23 protein-coding genes and 1 riboswitch are annotated in these 20,568 nt (G+C 43.8%); of the genes, 2 read left to right on the forward strand and 21 right to left on the reverse strand.

From position 1 onward, the window contains the following. Nucleotides 1–10 precede the first annotated feature (10 nt). From resA to AT864_RS01035, 10 genes are all read right to left on the reverse strand, one after another. Nucleotides 11–532, reverse strand: coding sequence for a thiol-disulfide oxidoreductase ResA (resA, locus tag AT864_RS00985; protein WP_066145592.1), 522 nt, complete (start codon nucleotides 530–532; stop codon nucleotides 11–13). 111 nt (nucleotides 533–643) lie between these two features. Continuing rightward, a complete protein-coding gene (gene rluB, locus AT864_RS00990; protein WP_066145594.1) occupies nucleotides 644–1,381 on the reverse strand; it encodes a 23S rRNA pseudouridine(2605) synthase RluB in 738 nt (245 codons plus the stop codon). A 314-nt stretch (nucleotides 1,382–1,695) separates the two neighbouring features. Then, on the reverse strand, nucleotides 1,696–2,229 hold the full coding sequence (locus AT864_RS00995) for a spore maturation protein (protein ID WP_044742190.1): 534 nt from the start codon (nucleotides 2,227–2,229) through the stop codon (nucleotides 1,696–1,698). Continuing rightward, a complete protein-coding gene (locus AT864_RS01000) occupies nucleotides 2,229–2,822 on the reverse strand; it encodes a nucleoside recognition domain-containing protein (RefSeq protein WP_044742189.1) in 594 nt (197 codons plus the stop codon). Before AT864_RS01000 ends, AT864_RS00995 begins: the two co-directional genes overlap by 1 nt. Continuing rightward, complete coding sequence (locus AT864_RS01005; RefSeq protein ID WP_066145597.1) at nucleotides 2,815–3,963, reverse strand: D-alanyl-D-alanine carboxypeptidase family protein; 1,149 nt, start codon at nucleotides 3,961–3,963, stop codon at nucleotides 2,815–2,817. The genes AT864_RS01000 and AT864_RS01005 overlap by 8 nt, the downstream gene beginning before the upstream one ends. 321 nt (nucleotides 3,964–4,284) lie before the next feature. Further along, nucleotides 4,285–5,193, reverse strand: a complete 909-nt coding sequence (locus AT864_RS01010) for a superoxide dismutase (protein ID WP_066145601.1) — start codon at nucleotides 5,191–5,193, stop codon at nucleotides 4,285–4,287. Between the two features lie 115 nt (nucleotides 5,194–5,308). Continuing rightward, a complete protein-coding gene (locus AT864_RS01015) occupies nucleotides 5,309–5,800 on the reverse strand; it encodes a YpuI family protein (protein ID WP_066145605.1) in 492 nt (163 codons plus the stop codon). 19 nt (nucleotides 5,801–5,819) lie between these two features. After that, the gene (locus tag AT864_RS01020) at nucleotides 5,820–6,239 is read right to left on the reverse strand and encodes a hypothetical protein (RefSeq protein ID WP_066145608.1); all 420 of its coding nucleotides are present in this window, start codon (nucleotides 6,237–6,239) and stop codon (nucleotides 5,820–5,822) included. A gap of 349 nt (nucleotides 6,240–6,588) precedes the next feature. Continuing rightward, nucleotides 6,589–7,170 (reverse strand): SMC-Scp complex subunit ScpB, encoded by a 582-nt coding sequence (gene scpB, locus AT864_RS01030; RefSeq protein WP_044742184.1) that lies wholly within the window; start codon nucleotides 7,168–7,170, stop codon nucleotides 6,589–6,591. Continuing rightward, the gene (locus tag AT864_RS01035) at nucleotides 7,151–7,927 is read right to left on the reverse strand and encodes a segregation/condensation protein A (protein ID WP_066145612.1); all 777 of its coding nucleotides are present in this window, start codon (nucleotides 7,925–7,927) and stop codon (nucleotides 7,151–7,153) included. Before AT864_RS01035 ends, scpB begins: the two co-directional genes overlap by 20 nt. A 251-nt stretch (nucleotides 7,928–8,178) precedes the next feature. Here AT864_RS01035 and AT864_RS01040 point away from each other — a divergent pair, with 251 nt between their 5' ends. Further along, nucleotides 8,179–8,703 carry a DUF309 domain-containing protein gene (locus AT864_RS01040; RefSeq protein ID WP_369815474.1) on the forward strand — a complete coding sequence of 175 codons (525 nt, stop codon included), beginning with the start codon at nucleotides 8,179–8,181 and terminating at the stop codon, nucleotides 8,701–8,703. Between the two features lie 11 nt (nucleotides 8,704–8,714). Here the strand turns inward: AT864_RS01040 and AT864_RS01045 are convergent, their stop codons facing one another. The 6 genes from AT864_RS01045 to AT864_RS01070 form a co-directional block, all read right to left on the reverse strand. After that, complete coding sequence (locus AT864_RS01045; RefSeq protein WP_066145617.1) at nucleotides 8,715–9,062, reverse strand: GNAT family N-acetyltransferase; 348 nt, start codon at nucleotides 9,060–9,062, stop codon at nucleotides 8,715–8,717. Nucleotides 9,063–9,166: 104 nt separating this feature from the next. Then, nucleotides 9,167–9,631: a 6,7-dimethyl-8-ribityllumazine synthase gene (ribE, locus tag AT864_RS01050; RefSeq protein ID WP_066145620.1), complete on the reverse strand. Its 465-nt coding sequence runs from the start codon at nucleotides 9,629–9,631 to the stop codon at nucleotides 9,167–9,169. 51 nt (nucleotides 9,632–9,682) lie between these two features. Continuing rightward, on the reverse strand, nucleotides 9,683–10,876 hold the full coding sequence (locus AT864_RS01055; protein ID WP_066145624.1) for a bifunctional 3,4-dihydroxy-2-butanone-4-phosphate synthase/GTP cyclohydrolase II: 1,194 nt from the start codon (nucleotides 10,874–10,876) through the stop codon (nucleotides 9,683–9,685). Nucleotides 10,877–10,895: 19 nt separating this feature from the next. Further along, nucleotides 10,896–11,546, reverse strand: a complete 651-nt coding sequence (gene ribE, locus AT864_RS01060; RefSeq protein ID WP_066145627.1) for a riboflavin synthase — start codon at nucleotides 11,544–11,546, stop codon at nucleotides 10,896–10,898. A gap of 14 nt (nucleotides 11,547–11,560) precedes the next feature. Further along, nucleotides 11,561–12,646, reverse strand: coding sequence for a bifunctional diaminohydroxyphosphoribosylaminopyrimidine deaminase/5-amino-6-(5-phosphoribosylamino)uracil reductase RibD (gene ribD / locus AT864_RS01065; RefSeq protein WP_066145631.1), 1,086 nt, complete (start codon nucleotides 12,644–12,646; stop codon nucleotides 11,561–11,563). 288 nt (nucleotides 12,647–12,934) lie between these two features. Then, nucleotides 12,935–13,070, reverse strand: a riboswitch (FMN riboswitch). A 539-nt stretch (nucleotides 13,071–13,609) separates the two neighbouring features. Next, nucleotides 13,610–14,047: a peptidylprolyl isomerase gene (locus tag AT864_RS01070; RefSeq protein WP_044742176.1), complete on the reverse strand. Its 438-nt coding sequence runs from the start codon at nucleotides 14,045–14,047 to the stop codon at nucleotides 13,610–13,612. 480 nt (nucleotides 14,048–14,527) lie between these two features. On the opposite strand from AT864_RS01070, the gene AT864_RS01075 reads away from it, so the two are divergent. Then, nucleotides 14,528–15,415, forward strand: a complete 888-nt coding sequence (locus AT864_RS01075; protein WP_044742175.1) for a DUF1002 domain-containing protein — start codon at nucleotides 14,528–14,530, stop codon at nucleotides 15,413–15,415. A gap of 192 nt (nucleotides 15,416–15,607) precedes the next feature. On the opposite strand, the gene lysA is transcribed toward AT864_RS01075, so the two are convergent. The 5 genes from lysA to spoVAD form a co-directional block, all read right to left on the reverse strand. Next, complete coding sequence (gene lysA / locus AT864_RS01080) at nucleotides 15,608–16,927, reverse strand: diaminopimelate decarboxylase (RefSeq protein WP_066145634.1); 1,320 nt, start codon at nucleotides 16,925–16,927, stop codon at nucleotides 15,608–15,610. 224 nt (nucleotides 16,928–17,151) lie between these two features. Further along, on the reverse strand, nucleotides 17,152–18,627 hold the full coding sequence (locus AT864_RS01085; RefSeq protein WP_044742173.1) for a spore germination protein: 1,476 nt from the start codon (nucleotides 18,625–18,627) through the stop codon (nucleotides 17,152–17,154). Next, nucleotides 18,590–19,183 carry a stage V sporulation protein AE gene (locus tag AT864_RS01090; protein ID WP_066146516.1) on the reverse strand — a complete coding sequence of 198 codons (594 nt, stop codon included), beginning with the start codon at nucleotides 19,181–19,183 and terminating at the stop codon, nucleotides 18,590–18,592. The genes AT864_RS01085 and AT864_RS01090 overlap by 38 nt, the downstream gene beginning before the upstream one ends. 5 nt (nucleotides 19,184–19,188) lie before the next feature. Beyond that, nucleotides 19,189–19,539, reverse strand: a complete 351-nt coding sequence (locus AT864_RS01095; protein WP_044742172.1) for a SpoVA/SpoVAEb family sporulation membrane protein — start codon at nucleotides 19,537–19,539, stop codon at nucleotides 19,189–19,191. 3 nt (nucleotides 19,540–19,542) lie between these two features. Beyond that, nucleotides 19,543–20,553, reverse strand: coding sequence for a stage V sporulation protein AD (spoVAD, locus tag AT864_RS01100; RefSeq protein WP_044742171.1), 1,011 nt, complete (start codon nucleotides 20,551–20,553; stop codon nucleotides 19,543–19,545). Between the last annotated feature and the right edge of the window lie 15 nt (nucleotides 20,554–20,568).

The following is a 20,568-nucleotide window of genomic DNA, read 5'->3' on the forward strand; positions in this document are numbered from 1 at the left end:
CAAAAACTCCCTACGGTTTAATGCTTTCCATGTATTGTTTAATCATTTCTTCTGTCATGGTTCCGGTAATAATTTTCGTAATTTTGCCATCTTTATCGATTAAAAATGTCGTTGGCAACGGGTCAATCTCATAAGCGTTCATGACTTGGTCCTCACGGTCAATGACAACTGGAAATGTCAACTGATACCGGTCTACGAATTTTTGTACGCTTAATTTCGGCTCCCCTACATTCACCGCCAGCACTTCGACTCCTTGCTTTTTAAAGTTTTCATACTGTCGGCTAATGTAAGGCATTTCCTTTTCACACGGCTTACACCATGTGCCCCAAAAATTCAAAAACACGCCTTTTCCGCGATATTCAGACAGACGGTGCGTTTTTCCTTGCAAATCTGTCAATACAAAATCAGGAGCCTCTGCGCCAACCTTGATCTCTGCTTTTTCCATAAAAAAGTTTGAATAGATGGTATACCCAACCGCTCCTAGCAATACAATTAAAATCACGGTTCGTAAAACAAGTCGCTGCTTTTTCATCACACTAACTCTCCCAAATAAAAGATGTGCCACCTATCATTATAGCAATATTCACTATATTCATAATGAAAATTCTATGAATGTTATGTGACAAATGAGAAAAGTTTCCGGTTATTTGTGAATGCCGTTCCCAGATAACGCAAGCGCGCGCAGCTGCTTCACTTCATGCGGGGATAGTTCGCGATAATCGCCAGGATTCAATCCTTTTAAATCGAGAAAGGCATATCTTTCCCGTTTCAATTTCATAACCGGACAGCCGATTGCTTCAAACATGCGGCGCACTTGACGATTGCGTCCTTCATGTATGCGAATCTCAATGACCGCTGTTTTCTTCCGCTTATCCAATGAAAGCATTTTTACTTTTGCCGGTGCGGTCATCCCGTCCTCAAGCAAAATTCCTTTTTCCAGCTGCTTTAACTGGGCCCTCGCTGGAATTCCTTTAACCTTCGCCACATATACCTTCTCGATTTCGTAGCGTGGATGCATAAGAAGATTCGCGAAATCGCCGTCGTTTGTTAATAATAAGATACCGGATGTATCATAATCTAAGCGCCCAATGGGATAAATTCGTTTATCAATATCCTGGAAAAAGTCAGTAACAACCTTTCGGCCTTTATCATCTTGAACGCTTGAAATCACACCGCGCGGCTTATAAAGAAGATAGTATACAGGCTCTTCTCTCTCGACCGGAATCCCTTCCACTTCGATTTTATCTTGAGGACCTACCTTTAAGCCAAGCTCTGTCACCACTTTTCCATTTACTTTTACTTTTCCATGTAAGATAAGCTCCTCAGCTTTTCGGCGTGATGCAATTCCAGCATGTGCAATCACTTTTTGTAACCGTTCCATCATTTTCACCTCTTCAACCATCTTACTCTTTTCGACAAAAAGATACAAGTACGAGATTGTAGACCACGTCTATGCCGACTTTGTCTACAACGATTTGGCCTCATTCATTTATGAGAATGTTTCATATTTGACTGTCTTGAAAATGCTTGGTAGACAAAAAACACATTCGAATGAAACGATTAATCGGGCCAAGACCATTCATAAGCGAACGGGCAAAAAGAAAGAGTTCGTCAACAGTCTGGCAGGTACACCATCCTATTTTTATCATACCCTTGTTTTTTCAAGCAAATAAAAAAGCAGCCGAGCCGGCCGCTTTATCTTCCAAATACGAGCAATATAATGATAAAGGATACAACAAAACTCAAAATATCAGCTAAAATTCCGACCTTTAGCGCATCCCCCATTTTACGGATGCCGACAGCCCCAAAATAAACGGTCAGCACATATAATGTCGTCTCCGTGCTGCCTTGAATTGTTGAAGCAAGTCTTCCTACAAATGAATCAGGGCCGTATGTTGCAATTAAATCTGTCGTCATCCCTAGCGCCGCTGTTCCTGAAATCGTCCTTACCATGGCTAATGGCACCACTTCTGCAGGAAGACCAATCGCTTCAGCTAATGGCTTTATAAATCTCATCATATAATCTAAAGCGCCGGATGCACGAAAAATAGAGATGGAGACAAGCATACCGACTAGATAAGGAATAATCGAAACAGCAATGGAAATTCCCTCTTTGCCCCCTTCAACAAATGACTCATAGGTAGGTATTTTTTTCCATGTGCCGTATAATAAAATAAAACCAATGGTGAGCGGAATCAGCCACAGCGAAATGATTTGAACAATCTCCATCATCGCTTTCCACCTCTTGTTCGCCTCCAATAATAATAGCGATCAATGAAAATCGCACCTATCGTTGAAATCGCTGAGGCAACAAGAGTCGTTCCAATAATTTCCCCCGGCGCTGATGATTCATAGGTCATGCGGATCGAAATCACTGTGGCTGGAATCAATGTAATTCCCGACGTATTCATCGCTAAAAATGTCACCATTGAACGGCTGGCTGTGTCGCGATTCCCATTGAGTTTCTTTAATTCCTCCATCGCCTTAATTCCCATCGGCGTTGCTGCATTTCCAAGGCCAAACATATTAGCGATCATATTCGAAACAATATATCCCATTGCCGGATGATCCGCCGGCACTTCTGGAAATAAGCGGCGGACGAGCGGCTTGCATAGATGCGCCAGCTTCGTAAGCAAACCTGCATGCTCAGCAATTCTCATCAAGCCAAGCCAAAACACTAAGATACTTATCATTCCGATGCTGATGGTAACCGCTTCTTTCGCTCCTTTGAATACCGCTTCATTCACTTCATTCATGGTTCCGTTAAACATCGCAAAAACAATTCCGACGAGTGCCAGCATAGCCCAAATAAGATTAACCATTGCCGCCCACACCTAAAAAGAAAACTTGCTTCCAAACTGGTTCAGCAGCGTCTTTTGACGTTTGCCGCAAAGAAGGCTTATATAAAAGCGGCACTTCATCTACTGCCTCTCCATTCAAGTACAGAGTGGCCTTACCGACAATTTTGGGAACGAGTTCTTGATCCTTTTTCCATTGCTTTTTTGGACGAATGAGTTGAACATGGAGACGCAGCTTTTTCATTTCTTTGTCAGTAACCGGATATCGCAAATCGCGAGTGGCCTGAATATGATAGCGATAAAAGCGATCGTCCACTTTCCGACCCATTTTTTTGCTGTTTATTTTTGCCACCACATAATGGTCAAAGCCATATTCGTACATAGAAATATGATCATTCCAATCGTCAGGGGCATTCAGTGTCACGGCAATTAAATTCAATCCTTCTTTAGAAGCAGTCGTGACAAGCGTTCGCTTCGCCTTCTTCGTATATCCTGTTTTTCCGCCCGTGCAGTATTCATAAAGGTTCGTTAGTAGTTTATTTTTATTGCGCCAGATACGGTCCCATTTTTCATCAGGGTTTGGCGCGCGATATGTTTTCGTCCCGGAAATCTTGCGAAACTCTTTATTTTGCATAGCATAGCGCATTAATAATGCCATGTCATAAGCGGTTGAGTAATGATCCTCCGAGTCATCAAGACCGTGCGGATTGGCAAAATGCGTATTTTTCATTCCTATTTCCAGCGCCTTTTGGTTCATTAAAAAAACAAACCCCTCCACACTTCCGCCCACATGCTCAGCGATAGCGACAGCGGCATCATTACCAGAACGGAGCATCAAACCATAGACAAGATCGCGCAGCTTGATTTTTTCCCCTTCTTTCAAATAAACGGATGACCCCTCTGTTCGCACTGCACGAGAGCTCACCGTAACGGTATCATTCATTTTTCCTGACTCTATCGCAATAATCGCTGTCATAATTTTGGTAATGCTAGCGATACGCCGTTTCGTAAAAGCATCCTTTTCAAATAAAATGCGCCCAGAGGATTGCTCCATTAAAATCGCACTTTGCGCACTAACTCCTTGGGCCTCCGCTCGCATCGGAATACATGAAAAAATGACCGCAAGCGCTATGATGAACATCATCCATCGTTTCTTTTGCTCCATGTAATCCCCATCCCTTTTGCCGTTTTGTACAAGTGTATGCATCAGCTGAGCGGATATGCTTGGAAATGTCCAAGTCTCCGCAAAGATCACACATCATTGGCAAGGTGGGAAAACGGTCTAGAATCTTTGTCTGAAGATCCGACAGCCCAATCGAATGACAATCATGCGATGTTTGTCACCGTGCTTTTTACAGACACCATTCGTTCCATCTTTATAATAAAAAAGACGTCCCTTTCTTTTGGGACATCCTTCTCTTCGTATAGAATGAACCTCCCCCATCTTCCCTTCGTGTAGAGGTGGGAGGCTTCTCGATGGATGGTGTTAAAATGGCTTCCAACGTAGACGGCTCGCTTGGACAAATCGCTCCTCGACATCGCGCCAGTTCACAATCTTCCAAAAGCTTTCAATATAGGCAGAACGGTCATTTTTATATTGCAGATAATAGGCGTGTTCCCAAACATCAAGCACAAGCAAAGGAATCGTATCCCATTGCGTCATGAATTGGTGCTTTTCTGTGTGTAAAATTTCTAAACGTCCAGGACGCGGCGCCCAAACAAGAATAGCCCATCCCACACCTTCGACGCTTTTGGCTGCTTCCGTAAAATGTCGCTTAAAGCGCTCCACACTTCCAAAATCCTCTTTTATTTGCTCAAGCAGCCTACCGTGTGGATTTCCGCCGCCATTAGGCGTCAAATTGTTCCAAAAAATCGTATGCAAATAATGTCCAGATCCATGAAATGCAGCCTCGCGCTCCCAATGCTTCAGCAAACCATATTGATTAGTTTCCCGCGCTTTTTGCATCATTTTTTCCGCTTGATTTAATCCGTCGACATAGCTTTGATGATGTTTTGTATGATGCAGGCGCATAATTTCTTCGGAAATATGGGGTTCAAGTGCATCATAGCGATAAGGAAGCGGCGGCAATTGATGCCTACCGATTGGGACACGCGCTTCTCTCTGTTCCTCCATCTCGTTTTCTCTATCGGCTACCGAATCCAGCGGTTGTTCTTGAATCAACCGCACGGTTTTTTCATAAAGCTGAGTAGCCATTCCTTGCAGCTCATACACTTCCACGTCTGTCCATTCCTCTTGCTCCTTCAAACGACTCCATAGTCTATTAAAATCGTAGTGAATATCGGGATCATCATGCCCCCTCCACCATGCTTCCAATTGCTTCGCCCATTCAGCCACCTGATCGATATATTCCCGAAGTTGAGCTTGTTTTTCCATGGCAACCTCCTCTTTTTTATTCGCCATTATCCTATGACGAATGAAAAAAAATGGTTCATCTCTCCCACAAAAAAACATCCGCTTTCCTTATTTTAGAAAGCGGATGATGTTCTCGCTATTTCGATTGAATCATTTTGGTTCGATAATCGGTTTCGTAAAATTCCAGCTCTTCGCGGATCGTTTGAAACGGGCCTTCAAGCGAAGCAATCAGCGCCTGAAAAGAAGGAGGAGGAACCTCCCGAAATTTAATCGAATTTCGTCCGGTATAAGCAGAGCGGCTATCTTCATACCACACATCGTTTTTCGGCGCAAAAAACTCAGTAATGCATGAATGATAAATGCGATACAGAATTTTTTCAGCTGCCGCTTTGCGAAATGGCTCATCATTCAACACCACTCGGCACGCTTCCAGCCCTTCCTCGCAATAAACAACGAGACGGCGCAAATTGGAAAGCAGCAGCTCATTATATGTTCGCTTTCCATCCTCCTGCTCCTTTAATAACCCCGTCAGCGTTGTTTCATTTAGATAGTGTGAAATGGTTTGAACCGTTTGTTCCAGAAACGCCTCGACCTGCTTGGTCTGGCTCATGACAATGGAATTTCCCATATAAATAAAGACCCCCATTTTATGATGGTTGTTTTATAAACAAAAGCGGTGATGGAAGCTCATACTCCCCTTTTGTTTCCAAGCTGGCAAAAAGTTCAGGAAGCTTCTCATATTCCATTTGCGCAAAATAGCGACGAAACTCCGTTTCATCATTGATATAAACCCGCTTTCGATGACGAAAGTCCGGATTTTGCAGCAAACATACAAGCGCCACAATATCTTTAAAATAAACCTCACGCTCATGGACGGCAAAAATAGGGTTTTGTTCATATGGAGTCAATGATGAAAACCATTCATCAAAATAGCGCACATATAAAACATGCAACGTCCGCTCCACCCCATCTTCTACAAATGTCACCTCAGAGCGATTGAAAAAATCCTCCGATGTATTCGGTTGCGCTTTTTCTAATTCATACCCTTTGCAGCGGCGAATTCGCATGATCCATGCCTCCTTTATTTACAAATGCAGCTTTGCAGAACCGAAGGAAGGACTTTTGACACCGACAGCCATGGCAGCCCGTGAAGCCATTTGCGTCGACCACCAGCCGTCGAAATACACCATCATCCTCTTGTTTATCCAAATGTTACATCATGCAAATAGAGAAGATTGGATTCAAACTGTTGGCAAACGCGTTGATCCTATGTCACGAGCCTCATTCACCGGTGCTCTTTTTTAGGTAAATATTTACAAATAGGTCTGATAAGAAAAAAATCGACATGACTGGATGTTTCATTAACTGCGTCTATTATCTTGTTTTTATAAGTTTATCTTATCATAATTATTTTGATTATTTAAAAGTTTCTTCAAATTTTTCGAAGAATAAATCAGCCTCTCTCTCCGTTTCTTCCTCTTCATTCAATTCTGGAAGCGGCGGCAGCTCTTCAATCGTCTTTAATCCAAAATAATCAAGAAATTCCTTTGTTGTTCCATATAAAATCGGTCGTCCTGTTCCTTCCGCCCTTCCTATTTCTTTCACAAGCGCTTTCGCGATCAGCGTTTGCAGCGGTTTATCGCTTTTAACGCCGCGAATTTCTTCGATTTCTGCTCGCGTAATCGGCTGACGATAGGCGATAATCGCAAGAGTCTCAAGCGCTGCCTGTGATAAAGAGGAAGAGCCCGGCGCTTCGACAAGCTTTTTTAAATATGGAGCATGCTCTTTCTTCGTAGCAAGCTGATATACACCCGCAAGCTCAATTAATTGGATGCCGCGATCCGCTTTGCTGTAGTCGGCCTTCAGTTCATCAAGTACGCTGATCGCTTGTTCCTCTGAAATTTCAAGGACGATCGCGATTTGTTTCAACGATAGTCCCCCATCTCCAGCAGCAAATAACAATCCCTCGATAATGGCTTTATAGCCGTTCATTTCCATGATGTTTCATCCTTTCATTGCTCGCAATGAAAATGTCAGCAAAATTCCGTTCCTGTTCAATAATGATTAAATCTTTCTTCATAAGCTCTAAAATCGCTAAAAAGGTGACAACAATATGCTCACGGTCATAATACGGAAATAAATCAAAAAAGCTTTTCCGCGTCTTTGTTTTCTGCAATTCCTCCAAAATTTCCTCCATTCGCCGTTCAATGGGAATTTCCTGACGCGCCACTTTTGTATGGAGCGGCTTCTGCAACTTTTTCCGGCGTAAAAGCTTTGATAGAGCACCAAGCATGTCATAGACGGTAACATCAAGAGGCCGTTTTTCTATTTCCAGCTCTGATGCATAAGCACTCATATCACTTGGCGGTTTTGTAAATAAAAGAGAGCGATCTTCCTCTCTCTTTTTCAGCTCATGAGCCGCTTCTTTATATTTTTTGTATTCCAATAGACGGTGCATAAGCTCTTCGCGCGGATCTTCGGCTAAGTCGCTGATTTCTTCATCAAGTAGTTCCTCTTCATGTTTAGGAAGCAGCATTTTGCTTTTAATGGCCAGCAGCGTCGCTGCCATCACTAAATATTCACTTGCAATATCAAGCTGCAGCTCCTGCATAGCATGAATATATTCCATATATTGATCGGTGATTTCCGAAACCGGAATATTATAAATATCAATTTCATATCGGTTAATTAAATGCAACAACAGGTCAAGCGGACCTTCAAACGCATCAATTTTTACATTGTACTGCACATTCATCCCACCATTTATAATGACACTACCGTTAAGTATAGATGATAATTGCATGTTGTCCAAGCAAATTTTTCCCGATCCTATGATACAATATGATTAGAAGCAAGAAAGCAAGCTGGTGGCTCAATTCATCTAAGCGGCGCCAACTGCGAGAGCGAATAAAGCCCACCGTTGCCGTTTCGCTCATCCCTCTCTCTGTTTTTATTTGAGAAAGATATCATACCAAAAAACCATTTGGATTCGTCATAGAAAAGAAGGTGGCTATCTTGTACCCGGATGCATATATCGATTATTTGTTTCACTTTCATACAGACCGTGACTATTTTGAATGTCATGAAATATTAGAAGAGCATTGGAAGCAGGATCACAAAAGACCCGTGTGGGTAGGGCTGATTCAAATAGCCGTAGCGCTTTATCATCATCGCCGCAATAACATCCAAGGAGCAAAACGCATGATGAAAAAGGCAGCTTTGCTTCTTCATCGAGAAAAAGAAGCGGTGGAACAGCTTGGCATCCATTATGAACAGCTGGAGCAGCTTCTACAATGGTACATTCAACGGGTCGAACAAGGGGAAACATATCAAAGCATCAACTTGCCGATCGCTGATGAAGCACTGCTCGCCAAATGCTTGGAATATTGCCAAAAAAGAGGAGGAGCCTGGGGAAAAGAAAGCGATCTTCGCAATGAATTTTTGCTCCATAAGCATGCTTTGCGCGACCGCTCTGATGTGATCGCTGCCCGCATGCAAAGCAAGCAAAAAAAGAGACGGCCTAAACACTAGGCCGCCTCTTCCTACAGCTCACACTTGTCTAAAAATGCAGCTGTATACTCATTCGCCCTTAACTCGCGATCCGGATATAATTCTTTTAATGCCTTTACCATTTGCTTTCCGATCCCTTGATGACGATGCGAAGGGTTCACGCTAATATGCTGAATTTCCGCTACATGCTCACCCGATAATAAAATACCAATACTCCCAAGAATGTCTTCTTCCTTTTTCCATAAAAACAGCTGCCAGTCGTCGCTCGTCTCATATTGCTTAATTGTTTGCTGCAACTTTTTCAAGTCTTTTTCTGTCGGCATAAACGACAGAAGCCCCATCGCAATTTTTTCATAGTTTTTTCGATAACGAATTAACATAAAAAACCCCTCATTACTGGCGATACTTTTCTGCGGCAGAAAAGCGCAAAAGCCGTTTTCTCATTACGTATTATAAACGCTATTTGCTCTCTTGTGAACTCTTTCTATGAAAAAGAGCGAAGCAGGTTCGCCATTTCAATCGCGCCTACAGCAGCTTCCCAGCCTTTATTGCCCGCTTTTGTTCCCGCTCTCTCAATCGCTTGCTCGATCGTATCGGTCGTTAATACGCCAAAAATGACAGGTGTCCCGGTTGTTAAGGATGCGTGCGAAATTCCTTTAGTTACCTCATTGCATACGTAATCATAGTGGCTTGTTGCACCGCGAATCACCGTTCCAAGCGCAATGACTGCATCATACTGCTTAGATTCCGCCATTTTTTTCGCCACAAGCGGAATTTCAAAGGCTCCTGGCACCCAAGCAATGGCAACCTCATTTTCGTCGACACCATGCCGTTTAAGGCCATCTAGCGCCCCTGAAAGCAATTTGCTTGTGATAAATTCATTAAAACGAGAAACCACAATTCCGATCTTTAATCCTGTCCCAACTAAATTTCCTTCCATTACTTTCATCCAAATCTCCTCCTATTTTTTTCAATCATAATCAAAATGATGCTTAGTCCGTCAAAAATGAAGCATGTGCCCTAGCTTCTCATATTTCGTCTTTAAATATTTCTCATTTTCCTTTTTCGTTGGCAATTGCAATGGCACGCGCTCAACCACTTCTAAATCATATCCTTTCAATCCGGCGATTTTGCGCGGGTTGTTCGTAAGTAATCGCATTTTCGTTACGCCTAAATCTTTTAAAATTTGAGCGCCAATTCCGTAATCGCGCAAATCAGCTGGAAAGCCTAGCTTTTCATTCGCTTCAACCGTATCGTATCCTTGTTCCTGAAGCTTATAGGCGCGAAGTTTGTTCAATAAGCCGATTCCGCGTCCTTCTTGACGCATATACAATAAAATGCCTCTTCCTGCCTCTTCAATTTGCCGCAAAGCTGCATGAAGCTGTGGACCGCAATCGCAACGATATGAGCCGAATACATCTCCGGTTAAACATTCGGAATGAACGCGGACAAGTATTGGTTCATCGGGAATCACTTCCCCTTTGACAAGCGCGATATGCTCTTTTCCATCAACTGAGTTTGTGTAGCCGATCGCTTTAAACTCGCCAAATTCCGTCGGCAAGGTAATTTCTACTTCTCTTTTTACTAACTTCTCTTTTTTGTTGCGGTATTGAATTAAATCTTTAATCGTAATCATTTTCAAATCAAATTCATCGGCTATTTTTCGCAAATCCGGTACGCGGGCCATTTCCCCGTCTTCCTTAATGATTTCACAAATGACACCGGCTGGCTTTGCCCCGCATAGACGAGCCAAATCAACTGCTGCTTCCGTATGTCCGGCGCGCCGCAAAACGCCTCCCTTTTTCGCCACAAGCGGAAAAATGTGGCCGGGTCGTTTAAAGTCGCTTGCTTTCGCATTTGGATTCAAAAGCTCCCGAATTGTTGTGGAACGCTCATATGCGCTAATTCCTGTTGTCGTTGATTTATGGTCGATGCTTACAGTAAAAGCCGTTCCGTGCGCATCTGTATTATGGTTGACCATCGGCACTAAATCCAACTTATCTGCCAGCTCTTCTGTGATTGGTACGCAGACAAGCCCACGTCCATATTTAATCATAAAGTTAATGACTTCAGGTGTCGCTTTTTCAGCTAATGCAACAAAATCCCCCTCATTTTCTCGATCCTCATCATCACAAACAATGATGACATTTCCTTGCATGAGCTCATAAATGGCTTCTTCGATCGTATCGAACATGTCGTCCCCACCTTTCCGTTCATTTATATCCATGCTCTTCTAAAAATTCAAGGGTAATCGCGCCCTGTTCCTTCGCTGCTTTGTTTCCTTCTACAAATTGCTTTACATATTTGCCAATGAGATCGCACTCAATATTGACGATATCGCCAACTTGCTTATCGCCCAATATCGTTTCGGCACGCGTATGCGGAATCAGCGAAATCGTAAATGTATCATCGGTCAATCCAAAAATCGTTAAGCTCGTCCCGTCAACAGCGACGGAACCTTTCAAAATCATATAGCTTCGCAGTTCTCTTGGAATTTTAATTTCATAATACACAGCGTTGGCAACCGGTTTCTTGTTGATAATCTCGCCCACTCCATCAACATGCCCGGATACAAAATGGCCGCCAAACCGTCCGCCTGCTCCCATCGCCCGCTCTAGATTGACTTTTGACCCTTTTGACAACATGCGCAATGAGGTGGCTCGAATGGTTTCTGGCATCACATCAACTGTAAAGGAACGAGCGGTAAATGATGTTACTGTTAAGCATACCCCATTAACCGCAATACTATCGCCCAATCGGACATCTTCAAGCACCTTTTCCGCGCGAATCGTAACCGTAATCGCTTCTCCTGAGTGATTCATTTGTTCAATCGTACCCATTTCTTCAATGATTCCGGTAAACATGATGTTCCACCTCTTTATTTTGGTATGGCAATGACCTTGATATCCGGTCCAACCATTTCAACGCGCTTAATCGCTAATTCAGCCGCTTCTGCCATGCGCAAAATCCCTGTGCCGCCAACCGGAGTAGGCGCTTCATGGCCGCCAATCAACTTCGGCGCAAAATAGGCAACAATTTCTTGAAAGGCTCGGCTGCGCACAAAGCTGTCGTGAATGCGTGACCCTCCTTCCACAAAGAGAGAAGTAATTTTGTGCTCCCCTAGCATGCGCAACATCTCCCAAATGTCGATATGCGGCTGGTTCATTTGCATGACTCGCACATGCGATCTTTGGTATAAGGCCATGCGTTCGCTGGATACTTGACTGCCGACAACCATCCATGTTTCCGCTTCATCATTAGATATCACGTTTGCATGAAGCGGTGTGCGCAAGTCTGTATCGAGAATAATCCGAATCGGACTTTTCCCGCCTTCAGGTAATCTCGTCGTTAAATGAGGGTTATCAGCCATGATCGTATTAACCCCCACTAAAATCGCATCATTTGCGGCTCGATAGCGGTGCACATCCTCTCTCGCAGCTTCTGAAGTAATCCATTTGCTATCACCTGTTTTCGTCGCGATTTTTCCATCTAAGCTGCTTGCGTATTTTAATGTAACAAATGGAGTTTTTGTCGTGATATAGTGAAAAAAGACACGGTTTAATTCATCGGCCTCTTCTTTCAACGTACCGAGCACAACCTCAATTCCTGCCTGTTTTAGCCTTTCCGTCCCCTTCCCAGCTACAAGCGGATTTGGATCCGTCGTAGCGATGACAACGCGCGCTACTTTTGCTTCCACTAGCAAATCTGCGCATGGAGGCGTTTTTCCAAAATGGCTGCAAGGTTCAAGCGTAACATAAACTGTCGCACCAGCGGCTTTTTCTCCCGCCATGCGAATGGCATGAACCTCAGCATGCGGCTCTCCAGCTTTTAAGTGGGCGCCCAGACCGACGATTTCTCCATTTTTCACCACGACTGCCCCTACCGCTGGATTCGGAGAGGTTTGTCCGCTTCCTATTTTAGCCATTTCAAGCGCCAAACGCATATACCGTTCATCGCTCTGCATGTTCCATCCCTCCTTTTTCACCATAAAGAAAGCCCTAGGAATCGCATCTCCCAGGGCAGAAATATGTAAGAACCACAAACTGACATGTTTGTTTTGCATGCCAAAAAAGCTGCACATTTCATGAACAACACCGTTCTAAAACAAAACCGGACATCAAACACGAATGTTTGTTCCGTTTTTTCAGTAAACACCTCCACTATGGGGAGCGCTACATCTACCATCCACATTGACAGTGCAAGGAAAAACGGTTTTGGTGCTGCTCCGCTTACGGCAATGTGCTGCCTTTATGTGATCCTTCTCCCATCCAGACTATACTGTCGGCTCCGGAATCGCACCGGATCGTGCCTATTTCGGCTCGCGGGCTTAGAAACGCATCGGTTTCAATACCGCCGGTCGGGAATTACACCCTGCCCCGAAGGATACAAAACGATTATGTAATTTTTTATCATTATATCACAATCCAATCGTTTGTCTATGCTCACGCACTCACTTCGCTATGAATAACCAATAAATAAGCCCCCAAATCAAGCTGACACCGAGCAGAGCAAAGAACAGGATCCAATTTTTCTTCATCGTTTCCTCATCCTTTCAAAAAAGCTCAACACCGTTCATCCTGTTAAGCTTCTATAAAAATTGCGCGTTCCCAGCAGCCTATTTCCCTGTCGTTCTAAACAAAGCGGAAACACTTCACGCTCAAAAACCACTTTCCTTCCATATAAAGTTGTATTGGTGGTATCCAATACAATCGGGTTGGTTGCTCTTTTGCTGTATAAATATGAACAAACCGCAATTTGTACAAACCTACGATCCAAAAAGGGCAAGTCTATGACTTGCCTTGTTCACGCCAAAACGTGAACAAGCGTCGGCCATCGAAATCATGCCATCACTTGTTCACGCTAAGACAAATATTGAGGTATCCCTATCCTTATCGTGATGCCCAACTAATACTACGAGTAAAAACTTTTACTCTTCCCACACCTTAACTTCTTTCATTACATCGCCATTTTTCATCGCTTTGACCGCGTCCATTCCTGACGTCACTTGACCAAAAACGGTATGTACTCCATCTAAATGCGGCTGCGGCTCATGAACAATGAAAAATTGGCAGCTTCCTGTATCACGGCCGCGATGCGCCATCGAAATCGCTCCTTCTTTATGCTGATGAGGATTGTTGTCCGTTTCACACGGAATCGTATAGCCCGCATCGCCGGTTCCATTTCCGCGCGGACAACCGCCTTGGCTGACAAAGCCAGGGATGACGCGATGGAACGTTAAGCCATTATAAAACCCTTCATTTGCTAACTTTTCAAAGTTTGCCACTGTTTTTGGGGCTTCATTTGGAAATAATTCAAACTCAATTTTTGCACCGTTTTCCAGTAAAATATGACCCTTTTTTGCCATTTTCTCATTCTCCTTTCTTTCATACTCCCTTATCATACCATTGTTTGTTACACAAAAAAAGCAAGTCATATTTTATCGGGCGTGTTGAGGATTCAATAAAAACCAACGGATCGTACTAGATTCCTCGCTTTTCTGCTGAAGCCGGCAAACCGATTTGCTTGCCGACTAGGGCATGCCCTTCTTGAACAAGGAGCGCTTTGTAAGCAAATGATGTTGTTCACTGACATTCCCTGTTCGAGAAAGAAGCAGAAAAACGAGTGTTAAGCCCGATCATTTTGCTTTCAAGTAAAATAATGGATAATTAACATTAGTGCTCTTTTATATAAAACACAACTAAAAGACAAAATGAACGAGCGCTATATTCATCCCGCTGCTCATAGAGCAAGTGGCATTTATACGCATCATTTCGCTTCTATCTTATTCCATTTGCATGTAGAATAGGAATGGTGGAAATAAAGAAAGAATAAGGAGGTTGCAAGAATGAAACGGACCTTGATAGGCTGTCTCATGGCGTCTTTGCTCCTTGCGTATCCGATAGCGGCAGCGGCGGATGCAGCAGAAGGCGATGTTATTATTACACTTGGAGAAAACTTAACCGACTCACAAAAGCAGCAAGTATTAAATGAAATGAACGCTCCGGAAAATGCTCAAACCATTACCGTGTCAAACACAGAAGAGCATAAATATCTGGATGGCCTAATTCCAAAAGCGCAAATTGGCACAAAAGCCATTTCATCATCTATGATTACAATTGGAGCGAATGGTTCCGGCCTTGATGTAGAAACGCATAATATTACTTGGGTCACAAAGGAAATGTATACAAACGCGCTCATCACGGCAGGTGTCAAGGATGCTAAAATTTATATTACAGCTCCTTTCCCTGTTTCAGGTACCGCAGCGCTAACCGGTTTAATGAAAGCGTACGAGCTTTCATCCGATAAAGTGATTCCTGACGATGTAAAAAAAGTGGCAAATGAAGAAATGGTAAAAACCGCCCAGCTGGGCAAATCGATTGGAAACGATCAAGCCGTTGCCCTTTTAACAAGAATTAAAGAAGAAATGGCCAAAAATCCGCCGCAAACCGACGCGGATTTGCGCTCCCTTATCGAAAAAGCGGCCAAGGATTTAGGTATTACGCTCACTCAGGATGAAATCAATAGCCTAATATCATTATTTAATAAAATGAAGAATCTCAACATTGACTGGAATCAGGTCAACGATCAACTTAGCAAAGCAAAAAACAAGATTTCCACCTTTTTGAACTCAGAAGAAGGAAAAACATTTATTCAGAATATCATCGATATTTTGAAAGAAATTTGGAATGCCATCAAATCCGTGTTTACTTCATCCAATCAGCAGCAACAATGACCAAAAGGTGCCCAAGCAGGGCACCTTTTGGCCGTTTCGCATATCCATACAATAGGCTTGTAGCTTAATCGGTCAATAGCTAATTACCGCTCTACACGTTTGAGCGATTTTTTCTTTGGTTTATCACACGTTTTCATTTCAAGGAGTACGTGATATCCAATGTACCTTCATTGTGATATTCCTATAGCATGGTCATCTATTGACTTTCGCCCGTAATGGCACGTCTAAACGAACTAAGTCCTCATACGTTTCTCGGCGAACGACGAGCTGCGCCTCGCCGTTTTCAACAAAAACAACAGCCGGGCGAGGCAAGCGATTATAGTTATTGGCCATCGAATAGCCATATGCCCCGGTGCAAAATACAGCCAAATAATCACCTGCTTCTGTCTTTGGCAGCGGCAAGTCCCAGATCAGCATGTCACCTGATTCACAGCATTTTCCGGCAATCGCCACAACCTCTTGCTTCTCATCAAGAACTCGATTCGCCAACACTGCTTCATATTTTGCTTCATACAATGCTGGCCGAATATTGTCACTCATTCCCCCATCAACAGCCACATAATGACGCACATTAGGCACTTCTTTGCGCGAACCGATCGAATAAATCGCGGTTCCGGCATCACCGACAAGCGAACGGCCTGGCTCAATCCAAATTTCCGGCATAGCAATGCCCAGCTCTGCTGCCTGTTTTGCTGCTTCAGCAATAATATTTTCTACGTATTCCGCAGCCGGAAGAGGCGTATCTTCATTTGTATAGCGAATTCCAAAGCCGCCGCCAAGATTGACAACCTTCGGAACAAAATCATAGACCTCTTTCCAATCGGCGATTTTGTGGAAAATTTTTTGCGCCGCCAGCACAAAGCCTGTTGTTTCAAAAATTTGTGAACCAATATGACAATGAATCCCCAGCACGTGGAACGATGGAGAAGATAAGGCTTGCTTTAACGCGCGATCAGCCTGTCCATTGTTTAAGTCAAAGCCGAATTTAGAATCTTCCTGACCTGTCAAAATATAATCATGAGTATGCGCTTCAATTCCTGGTGTTACCCGAATTAAAACAGACGCCGTCATTCCTCTTTCTGCACAAATTTGTTCGAGCAGCTGCAATTCATAAAAATTATCTATTACAATACAGCCGACACCATGCGCCAACGCCATTTCCAGCTCTTGGCGGCTTTTATTATTCCCGTGGAAATGGATGCGCTCAGGAGGGAAATCCGCTTTTAGGGCTGTATATAGCTCTCCGCCAGACACTACATCAAGCGATAATCCTTCTTCCTCCACTAATTGAACCATAGCAACCGTCGAAAACGCTTTGCTAGCATACGCCACTTGCGCTTTTACCCCGTACTTTTCAAACGTTTCTTTAAACGCGCGGGCGCGCTGGCGAATTAACGCCACGTCATAAATATACAGCGGCGTTCCATATTCCTTTGCGAGATCAACAGTATCAACACCGCCAATTTCTAAATGTCCTTTGTCATTCACACGACTCGTTCCGTAAAAAAACATGCCGATCCCTCATTCCAAAAGATTAAATATTCAAAATCACAAATTTTTATGCGATCTGAAAGCAAAAAAGACAGTTAACAAATAGGGATTAACTGCCTTTTCTGCGGAAAAGATTACGTATAACGTACCATAAAATAAAAAAAGTTGCAATACAAATGTGAATAATCCGTTATTTTTATTGTTTCCTCATTCAGCAAAATCTTTCAGCAACCAAGAGACCCTCCTTACACGGGGCGTCTTTGCTGATTTTGCGGATGAACAATGCTTGGTCGCACTTTTCCGCCCGCCAGTGAACGGCGAACAACAATTTGCATAAACGCAGCTGGATCAAACGGAATAAATGGCCACAAATACGGGGTGTTCAGCGAACGAATTCGAACTAACCAAATTAAATAAATGGTCGTTCCGATAATAAGCCCTGGCACTTTAAATATAGCCACTGCTAAAGCGAGCAGGAGACGGGCGATTTTATTAGCGATACTTAATTCATAGCTTGGTGTAGCAAATGAGCCAATCGCAGCAATAGAGACATATAAAATGACTTCAGGCACAAACAAGCCAACATCAATCGCAATTTGCCCAATTAATACAGCCGCAATCAATCCCATGGCTGTTGATAACGAGGTCGGCGTATGAATAGCTGCCATTCGCAAAAATTCAATCCCGAAATCGGCAAGGAAAATTTGGACAATGGCTGGAATATTTGTGTGTTTATTTGGTCCGATAAATGCCATTTTGTCAGGCAACAAGGAAGGTTCTAGCACAAATAAAATCCAAAGCGGCAATAGAAAGATGGAGGCTAAAATGCCTAGAAACCGCACCCAGCGCACAAACGTTCCAACCGCAGGATTTTGCCGATACTCCTCGGCATGCTGCACATGATGAAAAAAGGTGGTCGGCGTAATAATCACGCTTGGTGAAGTGTCCACCATAATAATGACATGTCCTTCTAATAAATGAGTTGCGGCTACGTCAGGACGCTCCGTATATCGCACAAGGGGATATGGATTATATCCCTGCTTGACTAAAAATTCTTCAATCGTTTTGTCCGCCATCGTTAAACCATCAATTTTAATTTGTTGAATTTCTTTTTTTACAAGCTCAATCAATCCAGGATCCGCTACATCCTTAATATAAGCAATGCATACATCCGTTTTGGAACGTTCGCCTACTTGCATAATTTCAAAGCGCAACCGTTCGTCACGAATGCGGCGCCGCGTTAATGCCGTATTGACAATAATATTTTCAACATAGCCGTCGCGTGCTCCGCGTACGACTTTTTCCGTATCGGGCTCTTGCGGCTGACGGCCTGGATAACTGCGGACATCAACGACAAATCCGCTTGTTTCTCCTTCCATTAAAATGATGATAAGCCCTGACAACAATTGATTAATCGCATCATTCAAATCCTGAACGGGACTGACTTGCTGATGGACAAGACGATTAGCAAGAATTTGCTTCGCTCGAGCTTCTTGGCGCTCGTTATCATTAATTTGCACAATTTGTTTAAGCAGTTCAATTAAATATTGTGTATCACACAGGCCGTTACAATAATAAATGTGCACCTCTCTCGTTAGCACATAGACTTTGCGAATTCCTAAATCAAAGCTTGTTCCAATCCCGATTTTCTCTTTTAAATAGGCTTCATTATCCGTAAGCTTTTCAAAAATCGGGATGCTGTTTGTGTCTGCTGCCACCATTTTCACTCCTTTCTAAAATAACCTCAACCGCTTTTTTTGTAATGGGCGAACCGTATTTAACGTGGTCGCGATAGCCCATCTTTCCGATATCACCGATACCAACGATAATCGGAATGGGTAGCTGCTCTAAGCAATAAACGGTATCACCATTGATACGCCCCAACTCCATTTCTTGGATTCCTTCTTTATCCACTCCGCGCTCTGTCAATTTTCCATTTCGATCAATGCTGACATGTACCTTTGTCCATTCATTCTGGTGAGTATTGGAGGCGACTGCAATAGCCCCCATCACCTCAATTTGTTTATGGGTCGCCACGTACTTTAGCGCCTGTTCGCCTGCGCCTTCACCGACTGCTCCACAATCATCAAACATCACAAATACAGGATCATACGGCGTCTGTAAAATAAGCTCCACGAGCTGTTCACCTGTCAGTTTTGATGGATTCCCCCGAGAGCGGCTAATGCAGCGGCCGCCAATTTCCTTCGCAATATGCTGAATCGTCCGCCATGCAAAATCATCGCCATCTGTTACAATAATGACCCGTCTTTTTTTCATCATCGTTATCCCCTTGGTTTGCAAATAAGGGCCGCGACAAATGATAGCGTAATGACAAATGAAAGCTCGAGACCAATATATTGGAACATGTTGGCCCCCATATTCATCCATCCTTGTCCAGCTTCATGGGACGCGATCCCTTTGGCAAGCAAATAGCCGAAGCCGCTCATTGGCAGCAAAGCGCCCGCGCCTGCGACCTCTACTAATTGGTCATATACACCAAGTGCTCCCAGCAGAGCACCGACGCTTACAAGTCCGGCAAGCATATGGATTTGCGATATATTGGCGCGATCCATCAGCCATTGAGCCGCCCCGCAGATCGCTCCACCCACTAAAAAGGCCATCCAATAGTCCATTTCTCATCCTCCTACCGATTCGATCACAACGCCGTGAGCAATCGCTGGAATCGATTGTTTTTGCTGAATCATAGTCTGACTTAATAACGCTCCTGTTGCGACAACAAATATTTTGCGAAACGTCCCCTTTTCCATTTCTCTTAATAAATGGCCATACGTAACAACCGCACAGCAGGCACACCCGCTTCCGCCGGCAAATTTTCTTTGATCCGGCCGGTAGATCATGAGCCCGCAATCGCTGTAACCATCCGTGATATCATAGCCTGCTTCCATCAATAATTCTTTGACAATCACACTGCCGATTCCTGATAGATCCCCTGTTACAATCAAGTCATAATCAGCGGGCGAACGATTTAAGTCCAAAAAGTGCTGCTCGATCGTGTGGGCAGCGGCCGGCGCCATCGCCGCTCCCATATCCATCGGATTTTTTAAGCCGGCATCGATCACTCTTCCAATGGTAGCCGCCGTCACTCGAAATCGGCCCTTTTGGCTGCCGATAAGCGCTGCCCCCGCTCCGGTTACTGTAAATGTTGCACTTTTCGGTTTTTGAATACCAAGCTCCGTTGGATAACGAAATTGTCGCTCCGCTGTCGCGTTGTGGCTGCTTGTTGCCACAAGCGCTTGTCTGGCAAAGCCCCCATCGACAAGAGCCGCCCCGACGGCCAGCGTTTCCATCGAAGTAGAGCACGCTCCAAACATGCATAAAAACGGAATTGGAAGCTCACGCGCTGTATAATTGGCTGTAACATTTTGATTTAATAAATCCCCAGCAAGAAACACATCAATTTCATTTGCTGTCACATTTCCTTTATTCATGCAAATAGTAATCGCTTCTTTCATCAGACGCCGCTCCGCAAGCTCCCATGTTTTTTCTCCGCAATACAAATCGCGATATCCTACATCAAATTGCTTTCCAAGGGGGCCGTCCGCTTCAAAAGGACCAACTGCCGTTCCTGTTGCCTGAATATATATATTGTTCTCAAATACCCATGTTTGTTTTCCAACAAGTCGCACAGAACTCCCCCTTTC

The organism is Anoxybacillus sp. P3H1B (genome assembly GCF_001560855.1).
Lineage (GTDB): Bacteria > Bacillota > Bacilli > Bacillales > Anoxybacillaceae > Anoxybacteroides > Anoxybacteroides rupiense.